Source organism: Brevibacterium siliguriense, assembly GCF_900105315.1.
Taxonomy (GTDB): domain Bacteria; phylum Actinomycetota; class Actinomycetes; order Actinomycetales; family Brevibacteriaceae; genus Brevibacterium; species Brevibacterium siliguriense.
The window spans coordinates 674,781-700,630 of record NZ_LT629766.1 but is presented as its reverse complement, the minus strand read 5'-3'; the positions used below and the strand labels follow the sequence as shown (position 1 = coordinate 700,630).

The following is a 25,850-nucleotide window of genomic DNA, read 5'->3' as shown; positions in this document are numbered from 1 at the left end:
GCTCAGATCTCGGCGAGCATCTTGCCGGGGTTGAGGATGCCCAGCGGATCGAGCGCGTTCTTCACGGCCAGCTGGATCCGCCGTGATCCTTCGTCGAGTTCATTCGGCAGCCAGGCGCGTTTGAGGAATCCGACCCCGTGTTCGCCGGTGATCGTGCCGCCGAGTTCGAGGCCGACGCGCATGATCTCCGCGAACACGCCCTCGGCTTTCTCCGTCTCCGCCGCGTCTGACGAATCGAAGAACACCGATGGGTGCATATTGCCGTCGCCGGCGTGCGCGACGAGGGCGATCTCGAGTCCGGAAGATGACCGCAGCTCGGCCAGACGGTCACAGAACTCGGGCACGGCGGTGCGCGGCAGGCATACATCGTCGAGCAGCTGACCGCCGCCGTGAGCGTTGGCGAATTTCTCGTAGGCCGGCTGGATCATCCGCCGTGCGGTGATGAGCGCCGCGGAATCGCTCGGATCGTCGGAGTACGCAACGTCGAGGGCACCGCAGCGCCCGGCCACCTCGGTGAAGGTCGACATCGCAGCTTCGGCATCGGCCGGGTTGTCGTCGACCTGCATGATGAGCATCGCTCCGGCATCGCCGTCGAGGCCGAAGTCGCCGAAGTCGTTGAGCATCCGCAGGCTGGCCCCGTCGAGGAATTCGAACAGGCTCGGTACCCCGCCTCCGGCCATGAAGTCAGCAACGGTCTGCAGTCCGCTGCGCTCGTCCGGGAAGGTCGCGATCGCGGTGAACGGCTCGGGCAAGGCGGGCACGAGGCGCAGGGTCGCCTCGACGACGATGCCCAGGGTGCCTTCGGAGCCGATGAAGAGCTGGCGCATGTCGAGTCCGGCCACACCCTTGGCCGTCTGCGGACCGAGAGTGGTGATGGTCCCGTCGGCGAGGACGACCGTGAGTGAGCGAACATAGTCCCTGGTCACGCCGTATTTCACGCAACAGAGTCCACCGGCGTTCGTTGCGATGTTCCCGCCGATCGACGACAGTGCCACCGAACCCGGATCCGGAGGGTAGGACAGCCCGAACGGGGCGAGGTGGTCCTTGAGATCCTGATTGATGATGCCCGGCTGAACGGTGACGAGACGCTCGGCCTCATTGACGGCCAAGACGTCCCTCATCTTCGACACGTTGAGCAGAATCGCTCCCGGTGAGGCATTCGCACCTCCCGAGATCCCGGATCTGGCCCCCTGCGGGACGACCGGCACCCGGTGTGCGCTGGCGAAAGCCATGACCTCTCGGACGTCGTCCACCGAGGCGGCCCTGACCAGGGCGATCGCGCCCTCTTGCGGGCAGAACAGGGCCTCGTCGCTGGAATGGGCGTCGATGACATCCGGATCGGTCGTCAGCGCTCCGTCACTCAGTCGTGCCGCGAGATCGTCGAGCGCCACCGGGTCGAGGGCGGGGAAGTCGGGTGCGGTGGACGTCGGGGTCGTCAATTCTGCTCCTCGGATCGGTGGGGCGAAGGCGGACGGCGGGCAATCACGGACGTGCCGGGCGGTCACGGACGTGCCGGTCACGCTCGGAACGGTCGGCCGCCTCGGCGAGGGGTGATGACCACGAAGGCCGTCACTTCAGCGTCGCGTCCAGGTTATCGGGTGCGGGAGCGGCTCTGAGGATGAGGGTGACGATGCCGGCGGCGACCATGGCTGCGCCGACGACCCACATGCCCGCGTTCTGGGTGCCGGTGAGGTCGGCCAGCCAGCCGGTGATGTAGGGGGCGAAGAAGCCCGCAGAGTTGCCGAGCGAGTTGATGAGCGCGAGTCCCGCAGCGGCACCGGCACCGGCGAGGAAGGTCTGCGGCAGCGGCCAGAAGGTGGGCAGGGCCGCGCAGATCGCCATGCAGGTGATCGTCACCGCGATCATCGTCGTGAACGGCGAGGACAGGTAGAGGGCGATGGGAATCGCCACTCCGCCGACGAACAGCGGCAGAGCGACATGCCAGACCCGCTCGCCGGTGCGGTCGCCGTGGCGGGACCAGAAGTACATGGCCAAGGCGCCGAAGACGTAGGGAATGGCCGTGATGAGGCCGATCTCGACGATCGAGTATTCGACGCCGAAGGACTCCTGGAAGCCCGCGATGATCGTGGGGAGAAAGAAGCTCATGGCATACAGTCCGTAGACCATGCCGAAGTAGACGAAGGACAGAGCCCACACGCGCGGCTGGAGCAGCGACCGGCGGACCGGGTAGTGGAAGGTCTCTTCCTTGCTCTTCTCCTCGGCGTCCATCGTCGACTGCAGCCAGTTGCGCTCTTCGACACTCAGCCACTTCGCATCACGCGGACGGTCGGTGAGGTAGAAGATGCACATGATGCCCAGGAGGACGGCGGGCACGCCTTCGATGATGAACATGAAGCGCCAGCCGGCGAAGTTCTCGAAGATCGCGTTGCCGCTGGAGATCAGCCACGACGACAGGGGCGAGCCGACGACGCTGGAGAGCGGGATGGCGAGCATGAACAGGGCCGTGGCCCGCGCGCGCATCGAGGTCGGGAACCAGTACGTGAGGTAGAGGATGATGCCGGGAAAGAATCCCGCCTCGGCGACGCCGAGGAGGAACCGCAGCACGTAGAGCCAGCCGTGGTTGGGCACGAACGCCATGGCGGCGGCGACGATACCCCAGCTGATGAGGATGCGGGCGAGCCAGATGCGGGCGCCGAACTTGTGCAGAGCGAGGTTCGAGGGCACCTCGAGGATGAGGTAGCCGAAGAAGAAGATGCCTGCGGCGAACCCGAATTGGGTCGCGTTCATCGCAAGGTCTTCGTTCATTCCGCCCGGGCCGGCGATGCCGATGTTCGTCCGATCGAGGTAGTTGATGAAGTACATCGCGATGACGAACGGGATGAGACGGATGAGGACCTTGCGCAGGGTCCGCTTCTCCAGCGCCGAATCGGCAGGGGTCTGTCCGCTGGTCGGCGGGCTCACCTCGGATGACATGCGATCTCCTTCGATCAGGACCGGCTGCTGTGGCAGCCGGGGTCATGCCGCGATCGCGGCTGTCGGCGCATTACGGCAACACATTACGACACCGGCCCGGTCACGCCTAGAGTTCGCGGCGAAAGTACCGAATATCGGGACCGCTTCCGACGACTACGATGGGAACAGACCGACGAAGGGACACCGATGCAGCCGATGACCGAGCTCGAAGCCGAGACTCTGCGCGACTACTACGGCAGGTTCGCCCGACTCGAGGCGGCCGAGACCTCCCCGATCTACGCCTCGTGGGCTGAGGGCGTGGCCGCGGACGATGAGGTCATCGCCCTCCTCGTCGAGCTTCCCCGACCGAAACGCCAAGCCAACCTTCTCTTCGCCGCGGCCCGCCACCTCGGCGCCGATGAAGGGTCCTACGCGGAGTTGCGGGTGTGGCTGTTTGACCACTGGGACGACATTCGAGAGCTCATGCTCGCGCGGTCCACGCAGACGAACGAGGCGGGTCGATGTGCGACGCTCCTGCCGGCGCTCGCGCGGATCGACGGGCCGCTCGCGCTCATCGAGGTCGGCGCTTCGGCCGGTCTCTGCCTCTACCCCGACCGATACAGCTACCGGTTCACCTCCGCCGAGGCGGCCGGGTCGTCCGGCGCGGAGTTCGAGCGGTCGACGACGCTCGACCCGGCGGATGGTCCAAGCCCGGTCGTGCTCGACTGCGAACTGACGAATGCCACGACACCGAAGCGCCTTCCCGAGGTCGCGTGGCGAGCCGGAATCGATCTCAATCCTCTCGATATCACCGATGCTGACCAGCGCGAATGGCTGACATCGCTGATCTGGCCCGAACATGAGTCGAGACGGGAGCGCCTCCTCGCCGCCGCCTCGGTCGCGGCCGCTGATCCCCCGCGCCTCGTCCGCGGCGACCTGCTCGAGACGATCGAATCCCTGATCGCCGAGGTACCGGCCGGCGCCCAGCCCGTCGTCTTCCACAGCGCGGTGCTCGCCTATGCCGAAGCGGAGACTCGTGCCCGTTTCGCCTCCCTCATGCTCTCGCGCGGTGACATCGTGTGGATGAGCAACGAGGGAGCCGACGTCCTCCCGGATACCCGCGCACAGCTCGAGGCGATCGGCATCGAGCCCGCTGGGCGATTCGTCCTCAGCGTCGACGGCCAAGCTGTCGCTCTGACCGGACCGCATGGGCAGAGCTTCACCGGGTTACCGCAGTCCTGATCAACGGTCGGGTGGCCTCGTTCAAGCCGCAGCGCGGATGTCTCGCCGTTCACGGGGCGATATCTGAGGGCCGCCTTGATCGACGCGCCGCAGCCCCGCTCACGCCCATCCGACGACGAGGCGGGCCGCCTCGGCGGGGATCATCGGATCGACGCCGGTGAGTTCGGCGAAACGGCGCAGACGATTGGCCACGGTATTGCGGTGGCAGAACAGTCGGCCTGCGGAGGCACCGATGCTCCCCGAGGACAGATAGGCGCGGACCGCTTCGACAAGGCGTTCTCGCTCAATCGGACCGCAGGCGGCTAGCGCCGACTCGACATCGGCGAGGATGGGATTGCCCGCGGCGTTGAGCGACCGGGCCGCCAGCCTGGCCCACCCGCTTCGCCACGTCATCGCGGACGTCTCATCAGCGGCGATGACATCGGCGAGGTCTCGGGCCGTCAGCGCGGAACGCCGCAGCGTCCCGATCCCGTCGGCGCGCACGTACCCCACCCTGGCCTCGACGATCCTGCCGGCGAGCGCCGCCGAGGTAGGGACGGAACCGCCCGGTACCGGACTGAATGCGATGAGAACCTCGCCGAGGTGGTGGGTGAATATGGTCCCGCCCGCGCGGACATGGTCGGAGATGATCACCCGCAGCGCCCGGACATCGTCTCCAGCGGCGGCGATGACGAGCAGCGGTGAGTCCACGTCGAGTCCGAGGCCGGTCGCGATCGTCGACAGACGCTCACTCGTCGGATCGGGATCGTCGAAGAGGCTCGCGATGAGTCCGGCGTGCACCGAATCCTCCTCCGCCCGCATCCGTGTGCGTTCGGCGGTATAGGCCTGCTGGACCTGCGAGACGTACTCATCGACGGTGGACAGGACGATGCCGGTGTGCCGGATGACGAGTTCCGCATCCTCCTGATTCGCCACCCTCGTGAGCACTTCCCAGAGCACATTGAAATCGTGGCGGATCGCGGTCATCAGCGCCTCGAGCGGGATTCCTGCCCGCGCCCGGGAGACCCCGACCTCCGTTGACACCGCCACTGACCCGTCGAACCCACCGGCTCGCAGTCCCTCGATGAGGGTGGAGAAGGAGAGCCGACCGGTCCGCCGCAGCTCCGAGACCGGAATCGGTGCGGGATCGTAGCCGGAGACCGTGACGACGCGGGTCATGAACCGATCAGTCAGCTCGTCGAGATCGAGAGCGTCGAGGAGCTCGAGCCAGCGACGTTCGTCTCCGGGCTCCGGACGGTCCCGAAGCTGTCGTGTGCCCGCAATTCCATCCTGTTCATCCATCACACCGTCCAGAATATGTGCATCTGCACAAGCATTGCCCACTTTTCGGCGACAAATGTGCCTGGATCAGGACATGTGGCACTCTGTAAGGTCTATATCTGCTGGTCGATCGCAACGATCGACCGCTGCACCACCCGCACCCGGACTCGGCCGACCAGGCCCAGGTCCCCGGACTCGACGGAGAGAATCCATGAGCGAGCAGAACACTACGGCGTCCGCCGAGCTCAACGCCACAACGGAACTGAGCGTCAAGGACGCAAACAAGGTCGCCGCCGGCGCCCTGATCGGCACCGCCCTCGAATGGTACGACTTCTTCCTCTTCTCGGCAGCGGCAGCCCTTATCTTCAACGTCCAGTACTTCACCAGCGAGAACGCCACGGCCGCCGCCATGGCCTCCTTCGCCACCTTCGGCGTCGGGCTGGCCGCTCGTCCCATCGGCGGTCTGATCTTCGGCCGCATGGGCGACAAGATCGGGCGCCGCAAAGTCCTGCTCATCACGATCATCGGCATCGGCGTCGTCACCGGACTCATCGGCCTCCTGCCGACCTACGCCGCGATCGGTTTCGCAGCCCCCGCACTGCTCGTGCTCCTGCGCATCCTCCAGGGTCTCTTCGTCGGCGGCGAATGGTCGGGGGCGATGACGCTCGTCGTCGAGAACGCCCCGCTCCACCTGCGTGCCCGTTATGCAGCGATCCCGCAGATCGGCTCCCCGATCGGCACGATCCTGTCCTCCGGCGGCTTCTTCGTCATGACCCTGCTGTTCTCGCAGGACAGCTTCAACTCCTTCGGTTGGAGGATCCCGTTCCTCATCGCCCTCCCACTGCTCGTCGTCGCCGTCTACCTGCGCTCCCGTCTCGAGGAATCCCCCGTCTTCCGCCAACTCGAGGAGTCCGGCGAGGTCGAGAAGAGCCCCATCCGCACCACTTTCCGTGATTCGTGGAAGCAGATCATCATCGGCATGGCCGCTGCCCTGCTCGGCGTCGGCGGCTTCTACCTCGTCACCGCATTCTGCGTCTGGTACGGCGTCAACATCCTCGGCTACGACGACTCGCTCCTCCTGCTCGGCAGCATGGTCGCGGCCGCCGTCGAAATCGGTGCCCTCATCTGGGGCGGCGTCCTGGGTACGAAGTTCGGGGCCTCGAAGGTCATCCTCTGGGGCGGAGTCGCCTCGGCGGCCGTCGCGGTTCCCGCGTTCTTCCTGTTCGAATCCGGCAACCCGGTCCTCGTCGTCATCGCCATGACCCTGGCCGTGTCCACCCTGTCACTGCCCTATGCAGCATCGGGCACGGTGCTCACCGGGCTGTTCCCCGCGACGACCCGCTACACGGGTGTGGGCATGGCGCAGAACGCCGCAGGCATGCTCTCGGGCTTCATTCCGCTGTTGGCCACGAGCTTCGTCGCCTCCGCCGGTGATCACTGGTGGCCGGCCGCCGCAATGCTCGTCTTTCTCTCCCTGTTCACGGCGTTCGCAGGCTTCGTCGCTCCCCGTATGAGCGTCGACCTGCCCGGCTTCAAACACTGAGAACCCGGAACCCAGAGCCACACTCCGCGCTGAGCACAGCACTGAGCCGGGCCTCCCGGACCTCTCACCACCCGATCGTCGAAAGGACATCCCAATGTCGCATTCCGCCGGCCACCTCATCGTCGACACCCTGGAGAGCGCGGGCATCGAACGCGTCTACGCGGTTCCCGGCGAGTCCTACCTCGACGTCCTCGACGGACTGTACGACGCGAAGATCGAGACCGTCGTGTGCCGGCAGGAGGGCGGTGCGGGGTTCATGGCGCTGGCCGAATCGCGGCTGACCGGCCGTCCCGGAATCGCCATGGTCACCCGCGGTCCGGGTGCGGCGAACGCGATGATCTCCGTCCACACCGCCTGGCAGGACGCGACCGCGCTCGTCCTGTTCGTCGGCCTTGTCCCTCTGGGCGACCGCTCCCGCGAATCCTTCCAGGAGTTCAGCCTGAGCGAGTGGTTCTCCTCGACGGCGAAGCGCGTGCTCACCATCGATGATGAGAACCGTGCCGGCGAGATCACCGCCGATGCCCTGCGCATCGCCGCATCCGGTCGCCCCGGTCCCGTCGTCGTCGGCCTGCCCGAGGATGTCCTCGTCCGTCTCACTAAGGCTCAAACCCCGGCCCTCGCCGAGGTGGCCCCGCCGACTCCTGCCCCCACCGTCATCGACGGGCTGGCATCGCGGATCGCGGCCGCCGAGCGTCCCGCGTTCGTCCTCGGCGGGGATGGGTGGCACAACGGCTGCGGAGCCGAGCTGGCCGGTCTGGCCGCCTCGGCGGGGGTGCCGATCTTCTGCGATTGGCGCGCCTACGATGCGGTTCCGCATTCCTCCCCGGCGTGGGCGGGGTGGCTCGGCTACGGACGCGCCGATGCGGTGGCGGCCGGGTTCGCCGAGGCGGACCTCATCGTCTTCGTCGGCTGCACCCGCTCCGACGTCGCCAGCGATGGGTACACCATCGGTTTCGACGCCGAGACGGTGATCGTCTCCCTCGATATGGAGGCCACCCAGCACGCGGGGCGCATCGATGAGCACATCATCGCCTCCCCCGACTCCTTCACCAGGGCCTTGACCAGGGCCGATGCCGGTGCGGCGCGGGATGCGAGTCCGCTGCGCGGCGCCCGAACGGATGAGTGGATGCAACGACGCGCGGACGTGCAGTCCCGGTTCGCCGCTCACCGCCCCGACGCCGAGGCGGCACCGGAGAACGCGGATCGTGCCGGAGTCGATCTCGGGGTGGCGTTCGGGATCCTCGATGACCGCCTCGGCGGGGATGCGATCCTCACCTATGGGGCGGGCAATGCCACGATCTGGGGGCACCGGTTCATCCGGCATGAGCGACCGGCCGGTCTCGTCGGAGCCCGCAACGGGGCGATGGGTCTCGCTGTTCCCGCCGCGGTGGCGGCCTCTCTGGTCAGCCCGGATCGGCGCACTGTCGCGATCTGCGGTGATGGGGACTTCCTCATGAATGGCCAGGAGATCGCCACGGCCTTCGCCCACGGTGGGACACCGCTCATCATCGTCGTCGACAACGGCATGTACGGCACGATCGTGTCTCACCAGGAGAATCATTATCCGGGCCGGCCCTCGGGCACGCGCATGGTCAACCCGAACTTCGCCGCGTGGATGTCGGCGTTCGACCTCAGCAGCTCCGGGGTCGCCTCGGCGAGTGACGCGTGCTTGACCGGAAGCGACACATCCGTGTCCGTGCTGACCGGGCATGGGGAACGCGTCGAGACGACCGAGGAATTCGGACCCGCCCTCGATAGGGCGCTTGCCCATGACGGGCCGGCGCTCATCCATGTGCTCATCGACCCGGCGACGATGCCGCCGGCCGCCGACGAAACCGCCTGATCCATCCTGGGTGCCCACCCGGCACCACCGACCTGACACCGGCACTGCCGGCGCCGCACCCCTCCCCCTCACAGTCGCAACCTACCCCACCGGCGACACCGTCTCGAAAGGACCCATCATGACCGTTTCACCCTCTCTGATCAGTTCCGATCGCGAGGCCGAGTTCCTCGCCGATTGGGCCGTGCATTCGCGTTTCGGCGCCATCGAGGGCACGAACGGGGTCGACCGGCAGGCGGCGAGCGCCGCCGATGGTCAGCAGCGGAAATGGTTCGAAGAGCTGCTCGTCAAGCACGGCTTCAGCGTCCACCGGGATGCGATCGGCAATCAGTTCGGGCTCCTCGAGCTCGTGCCCGGTGCCCCCTTTGTGCTCACCGGTTCGCACATGGATTCCCAGCCGACCGCCGGGCGTTTCGATGGGGCCTACGGAGTGATGTCCTCGGCGCATGCGTGCTTCGCCGTCGCCGATGAGCTGCGGGCTGACCCGTCGCAGGCGAAGTTCAACCTCGCCGTGGTCAACTGGTTCAACGAAGAGGGGTCCCGGTTCAAGCCCTCGATGATGGGTTCCAATGTCTTCACTGGCAAGGCCGAGCTGGAAGCGGCCCTGACCACGCGTGATGCTGCTGGAATCACCGTCGCCGAGGCACTCGATGAGCTGGGAGAACGGGGAGACTTCACGGTCCCGGAGATCGCCTCCTATGCGGAGATCCACGTCCAGCAGGGTCGCAGCATGGAAGAGGACGGGGTGGCGATCGGCCTGGTCAACGCCACGTGGGCGGCCCACAAGTACGAGTTCAAGGTCACCGGTGCTCAGGCGCACAGCGGGTCGACGCTCATGGCCGACCGGCAGGATGCCCTGCTCGGTGCGGCGCGTCTCGTCGTGACCGCTCGTGAACTCGTCGACGATTTCGAGCCCGGAACTCTGCACACCGCGTGCGGTCAGCTCACCGTCTACCCGAATTCTCCGGTCGTCGTCGCCAGCGAGGTCAGCCTGCTGCTCGATCTGCGCTCTCCCAGCGCCGAGGTGATCGCCGCCGCCCATGAGAAGCTCATGGCCACGATCGCCCAGGTCAGCGACGACGACCGGGTGGAGATCGAGATCGTCGCCGAACACAGCTGGGATCAGAACCCGTACTCCGAGGACGGGGTCGAGCTGGCACGGTCAGTCGCAGATGATCTGGGACTCACTTCGGCGAAGGTGATGACCGTGGCCGGGCACGATTCGACGAATATGAAGGACGAGGTGCCCACCGTCATGCTCTTCGTCCCCAGCGTCGACGGCGTCTCACACAGCCTGGCCGAGTTCACGAAAGACGAGGATCTCGTCTCAGGCCTCCATCACCTCACCGAGGTGGTCCGCCGGCTCGCCGCCGGTGCCCTGGCCTGACGGTCGGTGCTCCGGTCTGACAACCGAGGTCAGTCGATGGAGTCGACGTCCTGGTTCTCGTCGACGAGCTTCTCCGCCAGCGGTTCCCACTTCGCGTATTCGTCGGGGAAGGCGGAGCGCTGCACTTCCTGTGCGGCGGCACCGGGGTCGATGCTCTCCCAGTTGTCGATCTGGGTCAGTCCGGGATTGTCGGTTCCGGAGTCGACTCCGTAGAAGGCCTTCGATGCGTACACGGTGTCGGTGACTTCGTCGGTCGACCCCCAGCCGGCGGACGGCCGCTGCTGGAACGAACCGGCAGAATCACGGTCACCGCCGTCGAGGTCGTTGAGGCTCGATTCCTGCAGTGCGGTCATCACTGCGATCTTCTGGGCATGCTCGGACAGATCCGCACCCTTGCCGACACCGATGATCGTGCGCGCATTGTCGATCTGCTCTTCGCTCAGCTCACCCGGGTCGTCGATTCCGCCGGTCGAACCGGCATCCTGGGACTCGCCGGGCTGTTCAACGCCTCCGGAGATCGGGCCGGCGGAAGCCGAGGTCGCCGTTGCCAGGGAAACTCCTCCGGCGAGGACGGCGGCGGACAGTGCAGTCACTGCAAAGGTGCGCACACGATTCATAGGTTCTCACTTTCTCTTGATCGGGCCCTCGACCCGGTCGGCGACTCCCGGTGCTCGGCATCCGTGTTGTGTTCTGCGGCATTTGGCCTGTGATCGGCACAGGAACACCAGTGCAGAAGGTGCCGTGGAATCGCCCCACACAACACTGACGGACCGATCGGCCCTGTTCAATGCAGAGAGACTTCGAGGTGACTTACTCTCACCGCAACGAATCGTCATGGATCCGTGTGCATGCGATCAGAGTTCGCTGACCACCCTGCGGGGTCACCAGCGGCGCTCTCACCGGCCCGTGATCGGGGTCTCGATCGGCTCGTCGGGCTGTTAGCAGGCGTGAGCCAGGGAAATTTCAGGCGCTCGCACGCCCGAATCGCCGCCCCACCGCATGCTGGTTCCATGCCGCCGACCCTCCCCTCGGACGCCGCGAGCCCTGCTCCACCGACTGCTCACGTCCCCGCTCGGACTGACCGTCGGTACCGTTTCGTGGTGCGTAATCGGTCCCGCGCGCATGCATCGCACGCTCGCGACCGATGAGATCATCGGCAAGGAGGAAGCGGGTCGTCACGCATTGGACGCATTTCCTCAGCATGCCCCCATCACCGAGGTGGCCCTGGCCAAGGTACGGGGCGCGCGGATCCCATCCGCACCGTCGCGTCAGCAGTGGCGGGGGCTGACCGCCTCGGCGATGGAGGACATCATCGAGGACGCACTGGCTCTGGGCAACCCGCGGAGAAACTGATACGGTTCTCGTACTATATTAGGAATGATCAGACTCTTCGGGGTGGGACCCATGAACATCACGGTATTCGGGGCAAGCGGGCCCACCGGCCTGCTCGTCTGCAAGCAGGCCCTGGCCGCTGGGCACTCGGTGAGGGCGGTGAGCCGACGAGCCGATCGCCTGCCGCTGCCCAGGCATGACAATCTCGAGCAGGTGTTGGCCGATCCCGGCACGGGTGCCGGCGTCGATGGGGCGCTCGACGGCGCGCATGCCGCGCTGTCGGCGCTGGGAACCGCGTATACCCGCAAGCCGATCGACATCTACTCGACCGGAACCTCGAACATCGTTTCGGGTCTGCGGGAGCGAGCGGCCGGCCGGCGCCTCGTCGTGGTGAGTTCGGGCCTGACCTATCCGCCGCCGCGCACCAACATCTTCGGCGACCTGATCCTCTTTCCCCTGCTCCGCAATGTCATCGGCCGCACCCTCTACGCCGACATGCGGTCGATGGAGGAATTCCTCCGCACCTGCGATGACATCGACTGGACGGTGATGCGGCCTGGCAGACTCATCAACCGCGACCAGGTCTCTCGGTATCGACTCACGCCCGACGTCCTCGACGGCGGTTTCACTTCCCGTGCCGACCTCGCCGCTGCCATGATCGCCGAGCTCGAGGAACCGCAGCACATCCACCGTGCAATGGCACCGGCAACCGATCGCCGCGCAAAGTGAACGACGACACGACCAGGACCCAGAGCCTCAAGGATGCGATTCGCGAATTCCGGATCGAACTCGTCATCCTCAATGACCGGGTCGCCCGCTCCGTCGGGCTTCAGCCACGTGACCTCGACATCCTCGACGTCATCGACCGTGAAGGACCCTGCACGCCTTCGCAGATCGCCGGACGGATCGGCTGGAGCCGAGCGACGATGACCGGGGTGCTATCCCGGCTCGAGAAGGACGGGTGGATCGAGCGCGGCACCAACCCCTCCGACGGGCGCTCGATGACCATCCGCTCGACCACACGATTCGCCGAGCTCGACTCGGCCTATGCGAGTGCCGACCGTGCGGTCGACGAGGACGAGCCGAGTCCGGAGATCGTGGGGTTCATCGCCGAGGCAGCTGCGCGCCTGCGGGCGGTGAACCGCTCGGGCTGAGCGTCCGATGCTCCGCCGAGGCGGTTTCCCCTTCCCCTATTTCGCGATGAAGTGGAGGCGCTTATTCACGAACTCACCCATCCCGATCGGACCCATCTCACGACCGAAACCAGACCGCTTCACCCCACCGAACGGCAACTCAGCAGCCTCAGCAGCAATCGTGTTCACATGCGTCATCCCCACCTCAAGACGAGCAGCCACACGTTCAGCACGCCCCTCATCAGTCGAGAACACCGACCCACCCAGACCAAGGGCACAATCATTGGCCAACTCGAGAGCCTCCTCGTCACTGCTGACCTTGAACACTGTGGCCACGGGTCCGAAGATCTCCTCACCATACGACTCGGAATCCCTGGGCACATCGACGAGCACCGTCGGCGCATAATACGCCGCCGGGCCTTCTCCCAGCTCACCGCCGATGAGCACTCGAGCGCCTTCGGACACGGCCTTCTTCACCTGCGCGTCAACGGTTTCGGCAGCGGCACGGCTCGACAGCGGCACATACTCACCCTCACCCAGATTCATCGGATCCCCCGGCGTCAACCCGGTGCCGAGCCTCACGAGTTCGGCGACGAACTCGTCATAGATGTCGTCCATAACAATGAGGCGCTTGTTCGAGTTGCACACCTGACCGGCGTTATACGTCCGAAACTCCCACGCCTCACGCGCCACCGCAGCCACATCATAGGCGTCGAGGACGACCATCGGATCGATGCCACCGAGCTCGAGCACGGCCTTCTTGAGGTTCTGACCGGCCTGGGCACCGATGATCGCACCCGCCCGCTCCGACCCGGTCAGGGACACTCCCTGCACCCGGGGGTCAGCGATCATCGCAGCGATCTGGTCATGGTCGGCAAACAGGTGCGAGTACCCGCCTTCGGGGACACCGGCGGCACGGAAGATCTCCTCGATCAACAACGCCGACCGCCCACAGATGTCAGCGTGTTTGAGCATGATCGTATTGCCCAGCACCAGATTCGGGGCAGCGAACCGGGCCACCTGGTAGTAGGGGAAGTTCCACGGCATCACACCCAACAAGGCACCAACCGGCAGGGATTCGATCCGCGCGGTGCCGGGAATGGTCGACGGGATCTGATAATCCGTGGCCAGACTGGGACCGTGGACGCCGTAGTAGTCGATGATGTCGGCGGCGAACTCGACCTCGTCAACGGACTCGGCATACGACTTGCCCATCTCGACCGAGATCGTTCTGGCGAGTTCGTCTTTGCGTTCATGGAAGATCTCCGCAGCCCGACGCACAATCGACGCCCGCTCCTGGATGTCCGTATCTTTCCAGGTCAGATAAGTGGCGTGAGCGGCAGTGACGGTGGATTCGATCTCGACATCGGTCGCCTCGGGGAAGGTCTCGACGATTTCGCCGGTGGCGGGATTCTCAACACGATAGTTCGACATGGTTGCTCCTTCGCAGGCTCCGGTCGGGATTGCGAGCCCGCGACCGGAGACGGTCAATGGTGAGGATTTCGGGGTGCGGTCAGTGCTGCGCACCCGAGTATGGGGAACGTGAGGCGATGAATGGCGTCGCTGCGGCCCCATCACCGCAGTCAGTTATCACCCATACCATCGACGGAAGCGCCCGAATCGGCGCGAACGATCATTCCGACATGATCGTAGTACAGATCACGAAGATTCGCCCAGGCGGTCACTCAGCTTCCGCAGGCATCGATCCGTCATCGATCCGCCGGCGAGGCGACTCGGCCGTTGGTACCACGGCCGTTTGCGCCGCGTCCGTGCTCAGCGCATGACTTCGCGATGTGTGGTGTCGAGTCGGCGCGTCCATCCCCGGCCATCGAGGTGTTCGAGCAGAGGGATGACGACGCGTCGGGTCGTCCCCAGCGCCTGCCTCGCCTGACTCGTGGTGAAGGGTTGGTCGAGACCGGCGAGGATCCGCATCGCCCGCGCCGGGGTGCGCGGGGACACGATGATTCCGTCGCCGAGGCGCAGGATCCGTCCCGCCTTCTCGGCGACCGCGAGCTCCCGCGCTCCGAGGGCGAGTTCGCGCAGGTCATCGGCTTCCGGTGCGGCGAACGGGTCGGCTGCGAGTCGCTGTTCGATCTCGGCGATACCGGCTTCTGCCGCGCCGAGGCCGGCGACATGCCCTGGAGGGCGTACGATTCCGTCGACGGCTTCGAGCCCGGCTCGGGAGATGATCTCGCCCAGCAGTGTCCGAGTCGCTGTGCCCGTGCTTTCGGGCAGGGGGTGGGTCGACGGAGTCTTCCCGTTCGGCGAGGCATCGTCTTTGGTCTCTCCGGACCGTCTGCGGCCAGTTCCCGAGGTCCGGCGCAGTGCCTCGGCAACGGCCTTGACCGGCACACCTGCCGCCATCGGTGAGGCGGTGAGTTCGCGGCTGACCAGGGATTTCGCCGCCTCGACCCAGGTGGTCAGCGCCGGCGAGTGGACGAGCCAGCCGCCCATGTCTTCGACCTCGGCTGGCAGGGAGTCGTCGACGGGGATCTGCAGTCCGAACCGGGTGAGGACGTTGCGTTCGACGGCCCCGCGGCGGGCCACCTCGGCGAGGATTTCGCCTTCGCTGGGACGCTCGGCGAGCAGTTGTCCGCGTCTGGCGCCGTCGCCTCGCCGGGTCAGTTCGGGCGGGTCGACGTCGAGGACGAGGAGGCCGGCGAAGACGTTGCGGCTGCCCGGTGCGCGCAGCACGATCCGGTCGCTGACCTGCAGGGGAAGCGGTCGGTCGAGGGTGAGCCGGGCATGATCGGCGGCGAAGGATCGCAGTCTTGCGGGCACGGCGGCGGTGCCGATATGGGCCATGAGTTCGTGGATTCCGGAATCGAGGGCCTCACCCATGGTGCGGCGCACGTCGATCGTGTCGACGATCGGCCAGGCTTCTGGGGTGAGCAGGGCGTCGCCGCGGTGGAGGTTGTCGGCGGGGACGTCGCGGAGGTTGACGGCCACGCGGGCTTGCGGGACCACCTCGGTGGTGGTGGAGTTCCGGGACTGGAGGCCGCGCACGCCCACGGTCCGGTCGATGGTGTCTCCACGCAGTTCGACGGTATCGCCGGTGGTCAGGGTGCCTGCGGTGAGGGTTCCGGTCACGACCGTGCCGGCTCCCTTGATGCTGAACGCGCGGTCGATCCACAGACGCACCCTCCCCGAGGCGGACGGGGGCTCGGCTGTGGCCGTGACCTCGTCGAGGACGCTGATGAGCTCGGGCAGGCCCTCCCCGGTCGTGGCCGAGACCGTGACGATCGGGGCCGCTTCGAGTGTCGTACCACGCAGTTGGGCGCTGACCTGCTCCTTTGTGGTTTCAACGGAGTCAGGAACGAGGTCGGCGCGGGTGATGACGACGAGACCGTGAGTGATGCCCAGCGCATTGATCGCGTCGCGGTGGTCACTCGATTGGGCCTGCCACCCCTTGTCGGTGGCGATGACGAAGCAGGCGATGGGTGCGGGACCGAGTCCGGCGAGCATGTTCGCAAGGAACTTCTCGTGTCCTGGAACGTCGACGAACGCGAGTTCTCGCCCCGAGGGCAGGGTCGTCCAGGCGAACCCGAGGTCGATCGTCAGTCCGCGTTTCTTCTCTTCGGCCCAACGGTCGGGTTCCATACCGGTCAGGGCACCCACCAGCGTCGACTTCCCGTGGTCGACATGCCCGGCGGTGGCGATGACGAAGGTGCCGGGTGCAGCCGCATCGGCGGTCCGGGGCGTCTCAGTCATCGTCACCGACGCGGACGGATGTCACTCTGTCGATGGCATCGGCGACGCGCTGGTCGTCGGTTTCGGGCACGCAGCGCAGGTCGATGAGACATCGTCCCTGGTGGACGCGGGCGACGATCGCAGGGCTCCCAAGGCGCAGCGGTTCGGCGCAGTCTTCGGGCAGTTCGACGGCCCAGCCGGGCAGGGGCACTCCGGGGGCTCCCCCGCCGCCGACCCGGCCGTCGTGTTCGACGACCGTGGCGCCGACCGCCTCGGCGAGGGTTTCGGTGCGTTTCCGCAGGTGTTCTGCGTCGATGTGGAGGGCGTCGTGGATAGGGTTCGTCGCGTCGGTGATCGTGGCTTCGAGGGCGGCGAGGGTGAGTTTGTCCGTGCGCAGCGCTCTGGCCAGGGGGTGCTTGGCCAGTGTCTGCACCGCTTCGGTGCGACCGAGGATGAGTCCGGCCTGCGGGCCGCCCAAGAGCTTGTCTCCGGAGACGATGACGAGGTCGGCGCCGGCGCGCAGGGCTGTGTCGATGTCCGGTTCGTCGGGCAGGGCCGGGTCGGGGGTGAAGAGTCCGGAGCCGAGGTCGACGATGAGCGGGAGATCGTGCTTGTCCGCGAGTGTGCGCAGATCCGCCACGTCGACGGAGGAGGTGAATCCTTCGACGCGGAAGTTGCTGGTATGCACCTTGAGCAGGCTCGATGTGTTCGGGCCGATCGCTTCCGCGTAGTCGGTCAGGTGGGTGCGGTTCGTCGTGCCGACCTCGCGCAGCCGTGAGCCGGTGGTCGTCATGAGGTCGGTGAGGCGGAACCCGGCGCCGATTTCGATGAGTTCGCCGCGGCTGATGAGGATCTCACCGGAACCTGCACCGCGACCGCGCAGCGCAGTGACAGCCAGCAGCAGGGCGGCGGCACCGTTGTTGACGACGAGGGCATCCTCGGCGGCCGGGCAGGCCCGCAGCAGGGCGGCTTTCGCTCCGGTCCCCCGCTTGCTGCGTTTGCCGGTGCCGAGGTCCATTTCGACGTCGACGTAACCGGCCGCTTCGACGACTGCTTGCGTCGCCGCAGGTGAGAGCGGCGCCCGCCCGAGGTTCGTGTGGACGAGGATGCCGGTGGCATTGAGCACCGGGATCAGGGATGAGGCCGAACGGGAACTGAGCTTGGAGGTGATGGTGGGGACCACCTCGGCGACGGGGATCTCGCCGTTTCGGGCCGCGGTCTGCACCTCGGAGATGATGACCTTGATGGTTGCCTGATTGACGTGCTCGCCTGCGGCGATGACCTCCGGAAGGGCGAGGAGATGATCGGTTCGCGGAATGGATCGGCGCGGGTCGGACTCGACCATCTGACCTCCTCCTCGGTGCGGAATCATGGCGGTGACACCTGGCCGGCGTGACCACGGGACGGTTGGCGGAGGCGGACGGGAATCGAACCCGCCAGACCGAGATACTCGGTCTCACTGGTTTTGAAGACCAGGGTGCCCACCAGGACACGGACGCCTCCACCTGTCATCCTATCGCGGGACGACAGGTGCTCTCAGCGCCCGTTGAAGTGGGCCATCCGTCGAGATATGGACGCTCGTCGGACCTGGTGACGGCCCCACCACGCGAGTGTTAGTCTCCGGATATGACTGCGACTCATGACCGTCTGACCTCGTTCGCCCACGGTGGAGGATGTGCCTGCAAGATCCCGCCTGGCGAGCTCGAGGATGCGGTCCGCGGGCTGGTCGGTCAGCCCGGTCCAGATGTCCTCGTCGGCCTCGATGACGGCGATGATGCCTCGGCGGTGCGAGTCCGTGATGACCTCGCGGTGCTTTCCACGGCTGACTTCTTCACCCCGGTCATCGACGATGCCTACGACTGGGGACGGATCGCCGCAGCCAATGCACTCTCCGATATCTACGCGATGGGCGGTACACCGGTCACGGCGATCAACCTCGTCGGGTGGCCGCGGGAGAAGCTGCCGATGGAGCTGCTCACCGAGGTTCTGCGTGGCGGGCTCGATGTTGCGGCGCAGGCGAACTGCCCCGTCGCCGGTGGGCATTCGATCGATGATCCCGAACCGAAGTATGGGATGGCCGTGACCGGTGTGGCCCACCCAGATGAGCTCATGCGCAATGATGCCGCCGAGGCGGGACTGCCCCTGACCTTGACCAAGCCGATCGGCGTGGGAATCCTCAATAATCGACACAAGGTCACGGGTGATCGTTTCGATGAGGCGATTGCCACGATGACTGCACTCAATGCCGAGGCTGCGCGGGCGGCCGTGGCTGCTGGTGTGCGGGCGGCGACGGATGTCACCGGCTTCGGTCTGCTCGGCCATCTGTTCAAGATGGCCCGTGCCTCCGGGGTCGGAGCGGTCATCGATGCGTCTGCGGTGCCCCGCCTCGGCGGTGTCGACGAGTCGATCGCGGCCGGGTATGTGTCCGGCGGAACCCGGCGAAACCTCGACTGGGTGCGGCCTCATCTGACCACGGATGATTCTGTGACCGAGGACGACCTGCTGCTTCTGGCCGATGCACAGACCTCCGGCGGGCTGCTTGTCGTCGGCGAACTGCCTGGCCACCCGATCATCGGCGAGGTCGTCACCGGTTCGAGCGTGTACGTGCGGTGAGGGGCTGGGACTGGGGGATCCCCGCCTCGATGCCGGCGATGATGAAGTCGAGACCACGTCGGTATAGCAGGTGATTCCGCTCGGCGCCCGCAGGGTGATTCTCGATCAATTTGGTGAGCCGAGAATCCTCTGACTCAGGAGAGAAGATGACCTGCGGGGACAATGCGTCGAGCGCGGCTCCAAAGGCGAATGCGTCAAGCACCTCGATTGTCGTGAGAAGCTCAGTCTCCGGCACACCCGCACTGACCAACACGTCGATGAGGGACTCATAGAGAGTCAATGTCCTGGGCTCCTCAACCGTGACCCCGAGCAGGTGGATCATCACCCGCGGATGGTCCGAGTAGAGGCGCCATAGCGAATCCATCTTCGCCTTCAGATCTTCTTTCCAAGATCCCTGATCAGGGATGTTCAAGGCGTATTCGGCGCTGAGGACCTCGCGCATCGCGTGGATGACCCCCTCACGTCCGTCGACATGATGGTAGATCGAGGACAAACTGACCCCAAGCTCCTTGGCCAGCGGCTGGATCTTGAGCTCACCGCCGTCATCGATCATCCCGATTGCCGCGCGTCCGATCTTCTCCCGGCTCAGTAGTGGGGAACTAGGTCGTGCCATGAAGCGCTCACTTCCTCAAGGACGTCCGGACGCCCAGAGGGCCCGAACACTGGACGCATCGCGACTCGCGTACGCATTGACAAGGTCTCGTTGCATAGGCACTATTCTATGTAACCGAAAACTTTTCGTTTAATACGTGTGACTTTCACTGGCAAAGGGGCCGCCCTATGAGTTCCACCTTCACTTCCGCACCGCCGTCACCGGACGATCCTCGGGTGCCCCTCGGGCCGCGAAATGGAAGTGCGGTCTTCCTCGTCTCTCTCGCTGGACTCATGCTGGCCAACCTCGCCCCTCTGATCATGTCGGTCTTCGAGCAGATCGGATTCGACGTCGTCGCCTCAGGCAACATCCTCACCTGGGGACTCTTCACTTCGGCGATCATCGGGTTAGCGACCTCCCGTGCCGCAGCCGGGGCCAGGAGACGCACCATCGCCGTCAGCGGACTCGGCATTGCGACTATTGCCTTTCTCGTCGCTGCGCTGGTCACCGGACCCACAGCGCTCATCGTCGTCAGCTTCCTCATCGGCTCGGCGGGACTCGGCACTGCGGTATCGACCTCGGGCGCGGCGATTGCCGCACTGCGGAACCCCAACCGGGTCAGCGCATCGTCCGGAGTCGTCAACCGGCTCCTCGTCATGGTCGTCCTCGCCGTCATTCCCATCCTCGGCTTGGCCCAGACCACCGTTTTCGGTTCTCTGGCCCTGCTATCGCTGATCAGCCTCGCCGTGACGATTTGGCTGCCGAGCACACCTGAAACATCGACGACCGAGGTGCTCGCCGAAACCAAAGCCGAGGCGAAGCATTCGTCGAGTCGATCACGGTCCCCGCGCGCGGTCATCCTCGCAGGAATCGGCGTCCTCATCGTCTTCCCCCTATGGGGAACCAGCGAGGATTCGGTGTGGACACTGGCCCCGACCCTCGGTGATGCGGTCGGCATGTCCGATCAGACCCTCGGCTTCGCGCTCAGCGCGGCTGCGGGCATCGGTGCCGGAGCAATGCTCGCTGTGACCCTGCTCGGCAGCCGAATCGGACGCGCCCTGCCCTTGGGCATCGCACTGGCACTCGGAGGAGCGATCAAGATCTGGATCGGTGTGGAGACGGACCCCGCAATGCTCGCCACTCTCATCATCGCGGTGAACACCCTCTACGCCTTCGCCTTTACACTCTTCATCGCCACCGCCGCCGGACTCGACGCGCGAGGGACCTGGTCAGGACCGCTGGTCGGAGCCTACATCGTCGGTTCGAGCTTCGCCCCGATCATCGGAGCCTGGATCATCGACGGTGTCGGAATTCCGAACTTCGGACTGATCATGGGCACCGTCAGCTTCGTCCTCATCATTCCGACGGTGCTCATCGCACGGGTCTCGACCCGCGTAGAGAAGACGCTCAACAGCCTCGATCAGACCACAGAAATCCACGAAAGGACACCATGACCACGGTCTATGAGAATGCCGCTGTCTTCACCGGAGATCAACACGCGCCGATCGGTGAAGCGGTGGCAGTCGATTCCGGTCGCATCCTTGCCGTCGGTGAAGCCTCCGCAGTCCTCGAGATCGCGGGAGACTCCGCGCAGCGGATCGACCTCGAAGGCGGCCTCCTCGCTCCCGGATTCGTCGAGGGACACACGCACATGATGATGCTCGGCCAGACGCTGGACAAAGTTCAGCTGCGTGACTGCACGAGTCTCGAGGAGATCCAAGAGCGCCTGGCGCTCAAGCGACAGGAGCAGCCCGAGGCCCCGTGCGTGCTGGGCTCGGGTTGGATGTTCGACGCCATCCCCGGCGAGCGGCCCACGGCTGACATGATCGACGAGGTGGTCAGCGACGTCCCCGTGCTCCTCGACTCCAATGATGTGCATTCCGCTTGGGTGAATACAGCAGCGCTTGAGGCCATGGGCATCACAGAGGCGACACCGAACCCGCACGGCGGCGAAATCGTCCGGAATGGGCAGGGGCAGGCGACCGGGTTCCTGCTCGAGAATGCAGCCATCGAGTACGCATGGTCCTATCTCGAGTCCGTCACGACCGATGAAGATCGTGATCGTTTTCTCGACAGCGCTTTCCGCGTCTATCTGGAGAACGGAGTTACATCGGCGACCGACATGGCGGTGGGCGAGACAGAGGCGGCGACTTTCCGCCGTCGACTCGAGAGGGACGGACGACTGCCGTTTCCGGTTACCGCTCACTGGCTGCTTCGGCCCACCGGCGATCCGACCCGCGATCTCGCCGCTGTCGCGCGGGCCGCCGAGGTTCGCGACCAGTTCGCCGACCTCGCTGGCTCCGAATGGTTCCGCATCGTCGGTGTGAAGTTCATTCTCGATGGCGTCATCGATGCCTGCACTGCAGCCATGCGCGATCCTTATGTCGACGGCACTCATGCCGGGCCGATCTGGTCGTTCGAATCGGCGGCTCCGGTCGCTGTCGCTGCCGATGCTCATGGACTCGAGCTTGCAATGCACGCCATCGGTGACCACGCCAGTGAGATCGCTCTCGACCTTGTGGCCGAATGCGTGCGCGTCAATGGACCCCGAATCCGGTCCCCGCGGATCGAACACCTCGAGTCGGTGACCGATGAGACGATCGCACGCATGGCCGGCCTCGGCGTCGTTGCATCGATGCAGCCGGTGCACTGCGATCCGGCGATCATGGGCAATTGGATGACGGTGCTCGGAGGGCAACGCGCCGAGAGCGGGTTCCCGTGGCAGAAGTTCCGAAAAGCCGGAGTCCACATTGCTCTGGGCACGGATGCGCCGACGGCACCGCATCAGATGTCGCACAACCTCTTCATCGCCTTGACCACCCGCTCGGCACTAGAACCTGGGGATAGCAGCTATCATCCGGAGCGAGCCTTCACGCCAGCCCAAGCATTGGGTGCGCTCACGCATACCTCGGCGCTGGCAGGGGGATTCGCCGACGGCATTGGCCGGATCACCCCAGGGGGTCGTGCCAACCTCGTCGTTCTCGACGTCGATCCCTTCTCCGATGATCAAGACCGACTACTCGAGGCGCAGGTGCGTGCCACCTTCGTCGACGGTGAGGTGGTGTGGAGGAACACTGATTCAGTCGTAGATGGCTGACTTGGAAGAAGAGCCATTGCCCGCAGTCCGTTTCTTCAGATGGCGGGGCTGCGGCTCGGCGTCACCGCGATACCTGCTCAGCGTGGGGTGACGTCCTCGTCGCGGAACTGGCGGAAGCTGGATGTGAAGAACCAGTAGAAGGCGCCGGTGAAGAGGCCGCCCAACACTGTCTGCCACCAGTTGAATGAATCGTTGCCCCAACCGAGCAGATGCATGCCGAAGTAGACGAGTGGGAAGAGCAGTGCTATAAGCACAGCACTTCTCAGGCTCTGACGATCCTTGAGCAACTTCTTCATAGGACTCATCAGCCTACTCAGTACGTAGTATTTCGCAAGCTATATTGCCGGGTCGCGGCAGTCCTCCGGGCCTCGGTCACCATTAGCGACATAACCACCCGCTGCACCGAGGTGTTTTGGCGCGAACGGTGATGGAAGCTGAGCCATCTGTAGGAGGTGCTCCTGAGTGGAGGCGCCAGCACGAACGGTGCGGGATGCTTTCGCCCGCGCGCCTACCGGCCGGTAGTGATGGAGTCGTCGGTGATGCCGCGAGCCCGACGATCTTCGAGGCGGGCGCGCTGCGGTTCGACCACGTGGCGCGGGTCCTTCGTCGATTCGATTCCGGCCTCGAGTACTCCGAAACGCGTGTACGCCGAGGCGGCAGCAAGTGCCGCACCAGAGACGACGGACAGCCCTCGCAGGACGGCACGCGTCTTCCAACTCCGCTTGGCGACTCCAACAGAGCCTGCACTTCCGACAGCCTCGGCAACTGCGCCAGCCACACCCGAAGCACCCGTCGTACCGGAACCCCGGGCCAGCTTCTTCCCGAACACGCGCGCGCCCACCTCGACTGCGGCGGCACCGACGGCTCCGGCGATGAGCAGCTTCTCGGCGCGGTGGAGCTTGCGGCCCGGTTCGCCATCGTCCATCGGATCGACCTCGGCCGGGTGCATGTTCTTCTTCATCGCCGACATCGCATAGGCCTCACCGGCGGTACCAGCAAGAGCGAGCAGCCTGGCCGGTCCGGTCTCGGCCACCGGCGCCAATGCCATCGCGGCGCCTCCGGCAGCCATCGAAGCAGAGGATACGAACACGTACGGCAGACCATTGCGGCCGGCGGCGTTCCAGGTCGGAACGGCCGTCGCGCCCAGAAGCACGGCGGTATAGGCGGCAAGCGGTGTGGCAAAGAAAGCGGACTCAACTGCAGCAGACGTCTCCATGCCATGGAGCACCTTCCGCAGCGGCCCCAGGGGCAGCAGCTTCTCACCCGTGATCCGGTCGAGTTCGATCGCGAAGGTCACTCCCGATCCGACACCGAAGGCTGAGAGGATCCAGGTACCCAGGCTCATCGGCGAAGAGATCTTGACGACGCGCATCATGTTGAGGAACCGTTCGGGCCTGCCGAGGTCGGCCACGAGTGCAACGCCGCCGATGCCGGTCGCAGCGATCGCGGTCATCCTGGAGGCGATACGCAGACCCGGACGACCGGTCATCTGCGCGCCGAAGCCCAGCAGAGACGACCCCCCGGCCAGTCCTCCGAGGAACAGGTACGCACCGATCTCATCGCCCCACGGCGGAGCCTTGACGATCGGTCGACCGTAATACGAGGTGAACTCGACGTCCTCGACCATCGGCATCTCACGGTTGCCGTCAGCTCCGCGGTTCTTCCATCCGCCGCCGCGACCACCCCGTCGACCACCGGAACCGTCAGATCCGCCGGGACCTCCACGGCCGCCTCGGCGACGTTTCCTGCGTCCGCCTTCTGGCTCGGGTGGGCGGTAGGAATCGTATTCTGAGGTGCTCATGAACGGCGGCTCCCGAGGAACGCCAGTCCGGCCGCGGCGACCATGCCCAGCGCCGCGATCCCGGCGTTGGCGTACATCTTCGGCAGGTCCTTCGTCGCGACCCGCGGATCCGGCGGCAGACCGTAGACCTCGGGTTCGTCGAGGAGGAGGAACACGGATCCGGTGCCGCCGACCCCGTCTTTCGGGTTCGCGCCGTACAGGCGGGCCTCGGTCAGGCCCTTCGCATGGAGCTCGGCCACGCGGTCGTGCGCCTGGTCGACCATGTCCTGCCGATCGCCGAACTTGATCGACTGAGTCGGGCAGGTCTGGGCGCAGGCCGGTTCCTGACCCTCAACGAGGCGGTCGTAGCAGAGGGTGCACTTGTTCGCCGTGCCCGCGTTCGGCACATCCATGTCCGCGGCCTTGCGATCATCCCGGTCAGTGGGGGTATTGATCGTGCCGTCGTCTCGGCGTTCGATGACGCCGAAGGGGCAGCCGGCCACGCAGGTTCCGCAGCCGTTGCAGACATCATTCTGGACGACGACGGTGTCGAATTCGGTGCGGAAGAGCGCACCGGTCGGACACACGTCGAGGCAGCCGGCGTGCGTGCAGTGTTTGCACACGTCGGAGGACATCAGCCACCGGAAGTCCGCGGTGTCCGGGGGTGTCGTATCGACGTTCGACAGGTCGGTCGGTTCCAGGACTCCGGGTGCCAGCAGATCGACCCCCAGTTCAGGAGTCGTCGGCAGTCCGGCGGAGGTCCGTCCCTCGGCCGCGGCACCCAAGGCACCGTCCAGCGGCTGCGCACCGGCGTTCTCATCGGTGCGCGGGCGGATGGTGGGCATGCCGAGATTGACGAGCTTGCGTCCGGACTCCCGTGCCTTCTCGATGCGTTCGGAATCCTGTTCGATGAACGCGACGTGCCGCCAGGTGTTCGCGCCGAGGCTGCCCGTGTTGTCGTACGACGAGCCCAGCAGTTCGAAGGTGCCGTCCTGTGGGTTGTGGTTCCATTCCTTGCACGCGACCTCGCAGGCCTTGCAGCCGATGCAGATCGAGGTGTCGGTGAAGAATCCTTTGCGGCTGTGCGCGGAATCGTGCCAGTGGCCGTCCGCCAAGGTGCCATCATCGATCGTCGGTGTCGACATCAGTCGTCCTCCTCCTCGTTCTCCTGCCGTTCCCGAGCTGCGCGGGCGCGAGCTTCCGCCTCGGCCACCTCGGTTTCGGCGATCGCACTGCCGTCGGCGTGCCGTCCGTGGTCGGGTTCGCCGTCGCTGGGGTCCCCGTCGTCGGCGCGGTTCGCCACGGCCGTCTCGGCAGATTCGGAAGCCTCGGCGGGTTCGATGGTGATCCTGCCGCTGCGATCCTCGGCACTGTCGACCGTCGCCGAGGCGGTCGTGCCGTCCCGATCAGAGCGTCCCTGAGCTCCCC

At 65.8% G+C, this 25,850-nt stretch carries 21 protein-coding genes and 1 tRNA gene; 10 read left to right on the top strand and 12 right to left on the bottom strand.

What is annotated here, in order from left to right; genetic code table 11:
* Positions 1-2: 2 nt before the first annotated feature.
* Together BLU88_RS03010 and BLU88_RS03005 are read right to left on the bottom strand one after the other, a co-directional pair.
* Entirely contained in the window at positions 3-1,439 is a 1,437-nt protein-coding gene (locus tag BLU88_RS03010) for an FAD-binding oxidoreductase (RefSeq protein WP_231939556.1), read from the bottom strand.
* Positions 1,440-1,569: 130 nt separating this feature from the next.
* Entirely contained in the window at positions 1,570-2,934 is a 1,365-nt protein-coding gene (locus BLU88_RS03005) for an MFS transporter (protein WP_092009873.1), read from the bottom strand.
* A gap of 195 nt (positions 2,935-3,129) precedes the next feature.
* Between BLU88_RS03005 and BLU88_RS03000 the strand changes: the two genes are divergently transcribed.
* Positions 3,130-4,155: a DUF2332 domain-containing protein gene (locus BLU88_RS03000; protein ID WP_231939555.1), complete on the top strand. Its 1,026-nt coding sequence runs from the start codon at positions 3,130-3,132 to the stop codon at positions 4,153-4,155.
* Between the two features lie 99 nt (positions 4,156-4,254).
* On the opposite strand, the gene BLU88_RS02995 is transcribed toward BLU88_RS03000, so the two are convergent.
* Positions 4,255-5,436 carry a PucR family transcriptional regulator gene (locus BLU88_RS02995; RefSeq protein WP_092009869.1) on the bottom strand — a complete coding sequence of 394 codons (1,182 nt, stop codon included), beginning with the start codon at positions 5,434-5,436 and terminating at the stop codon, positions 4,255-4,257.
* A 190-nt stretch (positions 5,437-5,626) separates the two neighbouring features.
* On the opposite strand from BLU88_RS02995, the gene BLU88_RS02990 reads away from it, so the two are divergent.
* From BLU88_RS02990 to BLU88_RS02980, 3 genes are all read left to right on the top strand, one after another.
* On the top strand, positions 5,627-6,958 hold the full coding sequence (locus BLU88_RS02990) for an MFS transporter (protein WP_092009867.1): 1,332 nt from the start codon (positions 5,627-5,629) through the stop codon (positions 6,956-6,958).
* A 94-nt stretch (positions 6,959-7,052) separates the two neighbouring features.
* Entirely contained in the window at positions 7,053-8,801 is a 1,749-nt protein-coding gene (locus BLU88_RS02985; protein ID WP_092009865.1) for a thiamine pyrophosphate-binding protein, read from the top strand.
* Between the two features lie 118 nt (positions 8,802-8,919).
* Positions 8,920-10,185, top strand: a complete 1,266-nt coding sequence (locus tag BLU88_RS02980) for a M20 family metallo-hydrolase (protein ID WP_092017101.1) — start codon at positions 8,920-8,922, stop codon at positions 10,183-10,185.
* 29 nt (positions 10,186-10,214) lie between these two features.
* Here the strand turns inward: BLU88_RS02980 and BLU88_RS02975 are convergent, their stop codons facing one another.
* The gene (locus BLU88_RS02975) at positions 10,215-10,802 is read right to left on the bottom strand and encodes a hypothetical protein (RefSeq protein WP_092009863.1); all 588 of its coding nucleotides are present in this window, start codon (positions 10,800-10,802) and stop codon (positions 10,215-10,217) included.
* A gap of 505 nt (positions 10,803-11,307) precedes the next feature.
* Between BLU88_RS02975 and BLU88_RS02970 the strand changes: the two genes are divergently transcribed.
* The 3 genes from BLU88_RS02970 to BLU88_RS02960 are packed head-to-tail and all read left to right on the top strand — an operon-like array spanning position 11,308 to position 12,671.
* On the top strand, positions 11,308-11,538 hold the full coding sequence (locus tag BLU88_RS02970; RefSeq protein WP_092009861.1) for a hypothetical protein: 231 nt from the start codon (positions 11,308-11,310) through the stop codon (positions 11,536-11,538).
* 24 nt (positions 11,539-11,562) lie between these two features.
* Positions 11,563-12,246 carry an NAD(P)-dependent oxidoreductase gene (locus BLU88_RS02965; RefSeq protein WP_092009859.1) on the top strand — a complete coding sequence of 228 codons (684 nt, stop codon included), beginning with the start codon at positions 11,563-11,565 and terminating at the stop codon, positions 12,244-12,246.
* Positions 12,243-12,671, top strand: coding sequence for a MarR family winged helix-turn-helix transcriptional regulator (locus BLU88_RS02960; protein WP_092009857.1), 429 nt, complete (start codon positions 12,243-12,245; stop codon positions 12,669-12,671). The genes BLU88_RS02965 and BLU88_RS02960 overlap by 4 nt, the downstream gene beginning before the upstream one ends.
* 36 nt (positions 12,672-12,707) lie before the next feature.
* Here BLU88_RS02960 and BLU88_RS02955 read toward each other — a convergent pair whose 3' ends face one another.
* From BLU88_RS02955 to BLU88_RS02940, 4 genes are all read right to left on the bottom strand, one after another.
* Positions 12,708-14,084, bottom strand: a complete 1,377-nt coding sequence (locus tag BLU88_RS02955) for an NAD-dependent succinate-semialdehyde dehydrogenase (protein ID WP_092009855.1) — start codon at positions 14,082-14,084, stop codon at positions 12,708-12,710.
* 339 nt (positions 14,085-14,423) lie between these two features.
* Positions 14,424-16,361: a selenocysteine-specific translation elongation factor gene (selB, locus tag BLU88_RS02950; protein WP_092009852.1), complete on the bottom strand. Its 1,938-nt coding sequence runs from the start codon at positions 16,359-16,361 to the stop codon at positions 14,424-14,426.
* Positions 16,354-17,685 carry an L-seryl-tRNA(Sec) selenium transferase gene (selA, locus tag BLU88_RS02945; RefSeq protein WP_092009850.1) on the bottom strand — a complete coding sequence of 444 codons (1,332 nt, stop codon included), beginning with the start codon at positions 17,683-17,685 and terminating at the stop codon, positions 16,354-16,356. Before selA ends, selB begins: the two co-directional genes overlap by 8 nt.
* 63 nt (positions 17,686-17,748) lie before the next feature.
* Positions 17,749-17,843 (bottom strand) — tRNA-Sec (locus tag BLU88_RS02940).
* A gap of 123 nt (positions 17,844-17,966) precedes the next feature.
* Between BLU88_RS02940 and selD the strand changes: the two genes are divergently transcribed.
* On the top strand, positions 17,967-18,953 hold the full coding sequence (selD, locus tag BLU88_RS02935) for a selenide, water dikinase SelD (RefSeq protein ID WP_092009848.1): 987 nt from the start codon (positions 17,967-17,969) through the stop codon (positions 18,951-18,953).
* On the opposite strand, the gene BLU88_RS02930 is transcribed toward selD, so the two are convergent.
* Entirely contained in the window at positions 18,925-19,566 is a 642-nt protein-coding gene (locus tag BLU88_RS02930; RefSeq protein WP_092009846.1) for a TetR/AcrR family transcriptional regulator, read from the bottom strand. The genes selD and BLU88_RS02930 overlap by 29 nt on opposite strands.
* Before the next feature lie 167 nt (positions 19,567-19,733).
* On the opposite strand from BLU88_RS02930, the gene BLU88_RS02925 reads away from it, so the two are divergent.
* A complete protein-coding gene (locus BLU88_RS02925; RefSeq protein WP_092009843.1) occupies positions 19,734-20,999 on the top strand; it encodes an MFS transporter in 1,266 nt (421 codons plus the stop codon).
* On the top strand, positions 20,996-22,642 hold the full coding sequence (locus BLU88_RS02920; RefSeq protein WP_092009841.1) for an amidohydrolase: 1,647 nt from the start codon (positions 20,996-20,998) through the stop codon (positions 22,640-22,642). Before BLU88_RS02925 ends, BLU88_RS02920 begins: the two co-directional genes overlap by 4 nt.
* A gap of 77 nt (positions 22,643-22,719) precedes the next feature.
* Here the strand turns inward: BLU88_RS02920 and BLU88_RS02915 are convergent, their stop codons facing one another.
* The 3 genes from BLU88_RS02915 to BLU88_RS02905 all read right to left on the bottom strand — a co-directional run bounded on the left by BLU88_RS02915 (position 22,720) and on the right by BLU88_RS02905 (position 25,567).
* Positions 22,720-22,938 carry a hypothetical protein gene (locus BLU88_RS02915; RefSeq protein ID WP_231939554.1) on the bottom strand — a complete coding sequence of 73 codons (219 nt, stop codon included), beginning with the start codon at positions 22,936-22,938 and terminating at the stop codon, positions 22,720-22,722.
* 212 nt (positions 22,939-23,150) lie between these two features.
* Complete coding sequence (nrfD, locus tag BLU88_RS02910) at positions 23,151-24,443, bottom strand: NrfD/PsrC family molybdoenzyme membrane anchor subunit (RefSeq protein WP_092009836.1); 1,293 nt, start codon at positions 24,441-24,443, stop codon at positions 23,151-23,153.
* Positions 24,440-25,567, bottom strand: coding sequence for a 4Fe-4S dicluster domain-containing protein (locus BLU88_RS02905; protein WP_092009833.1), 1,128 nt, complete (start codon positions 25,565-25,567; stop codon positions 24,440-24,442). Before BLU88_RS02905 ends, nrfD begins: the two co-directional genes overlap by 4 nt.
* Positions 25,568-25,850: the final 283 nt, after the last annotated feature.

Bases quoted from the DNA above. Each gene is read 5' to 3' on its own strand.
- BLU88_RS03005 (WP_092009873.1), bottom strand. From the start codon at position 2,934: ATGTCATCCGAGGTGAGCCCGCCGACCAGCGGACAGACCCCTGCCGAT.
- BLU88_RS03000 (WP_231939555.1), top strand. From the start codon at position 3,130: ATGACCGAGCTCGAAGCCGAGACTCTGCGCGACTACTACGGCAGGTTC.
- BLU88_RS02995 (WP_092009869.1), bottom strand. From the start codon at position 5,436: ATGGATGAACAGGATGGAATTGCGGGCACACGACAGCTTCGGGACCGT.
- BLU88_RS02990 (WP_092009867.1), top strand. From the start codon at position 5,627: ATGAGCGAGCAGAACACTACGGCGTCCGCCGAGCTCAACGCCACAACG.
- BLU88_RS02985 (WP_092009865.1), top strand. From the start codon at position 7,053: ATGTCGCATTCCGCCGGCCACCTCATCGTCGACACCCTGGAGAGCGCG.
- BLU88_RS02980 (WP_092017101.1), top strand. From the start codon at position 8,920: ATGACCGTTTCACCCTCTCTGATCAGTTCCGATCGCGAGGCCGAGTTC.
- BLU88_RS02975 (WP_092009863.1), bottom strand. From the start codon at position 10,802: ATGAATCGTGTGCGCACCTTTGCAGTGACTGCACTGTCCGCCGCCGTC.
- BLU88_RS02970 (WP_092009861.1), top strand. From the start codon at position 11,308: ATGCATCGCACGCTCGCGACCGATGAGATCATCGGCAAGGAGGAAGCG.
- BLU88_RS02965 (WP_092009859.1), top strand. From the start codon at position 11,563: ATGATCAGACTCTTCGGGGTGGGACCCATGAACATCACGGTATTCGGG.
- BLU88_RS02955 (WP_092009855.1), bottom strand. From the start codon at position 14,084: ATGTCGAACTATCGTGTTGAGAATCCCGCCACCGGCGAAATCGTCGAG.
- selB (WP_092009852.1), bottom strand. From the start codon at position 16,361: ATGACTGAGACGCCCCGGACCGCCGATGCGGCTGCACCCGGCACCTTC.
- selA (WP_092009850.1), bottom strand. From the start codon at position 17,685: ATGGTCGAGTCCGACCCGCGCCGATCCATTCCGCGAACCGATCATCTC.
- selD (WP_092009848.1), top strand. From the start codon at position 17,967: ATGACTGCGACTCATGACCGTCTGACCTCGTTCGCCCACGGTGGAGGA.
- BLU88_RS02930 (WP_092009846.1), bottom strand. From the start codon at position 19,566: ATGGCACGACCTAGTTCCCCACTACTGAGCCGGGAGAAGATCGGACGC.
- BLU88_RS02925 (WP_092009843.1), top strand. From the start codon at position 19,734: ATGAGTTCCACCTTCACTTCCGCACCGCCGTCACCGGACGATCCTCGG.
- BLU88_RS02920 (WP_092009841.1), top strand. From the start codon at position 20,996: ATGACCACGGTCTATGAGAATGCCGCTGTCTTCACCGGAGATCAACAC.
- BLU88_RS02915 (WP_231939554.1), bottom strand. From the start codon at position 22,938: ATGAAGAAGTTGCTCAAGGATCGTCAGAGCCTGAGAAGTGCTGTGCTT.
- nrfD (WP_092009836.1), bottom strand. From the start codon at position 24,443: ATGAGCACCTCAGAATACGATTCCTACCGCCCACCCGAGCCAGAAGGC.
- BLU88_RS02905 (WP_092009833.1), bottom strand. From the start codon at position 25,567: ATGTCGACACCGACGATCGATGATGGCACCTTGGCGGACGGCCACTGG.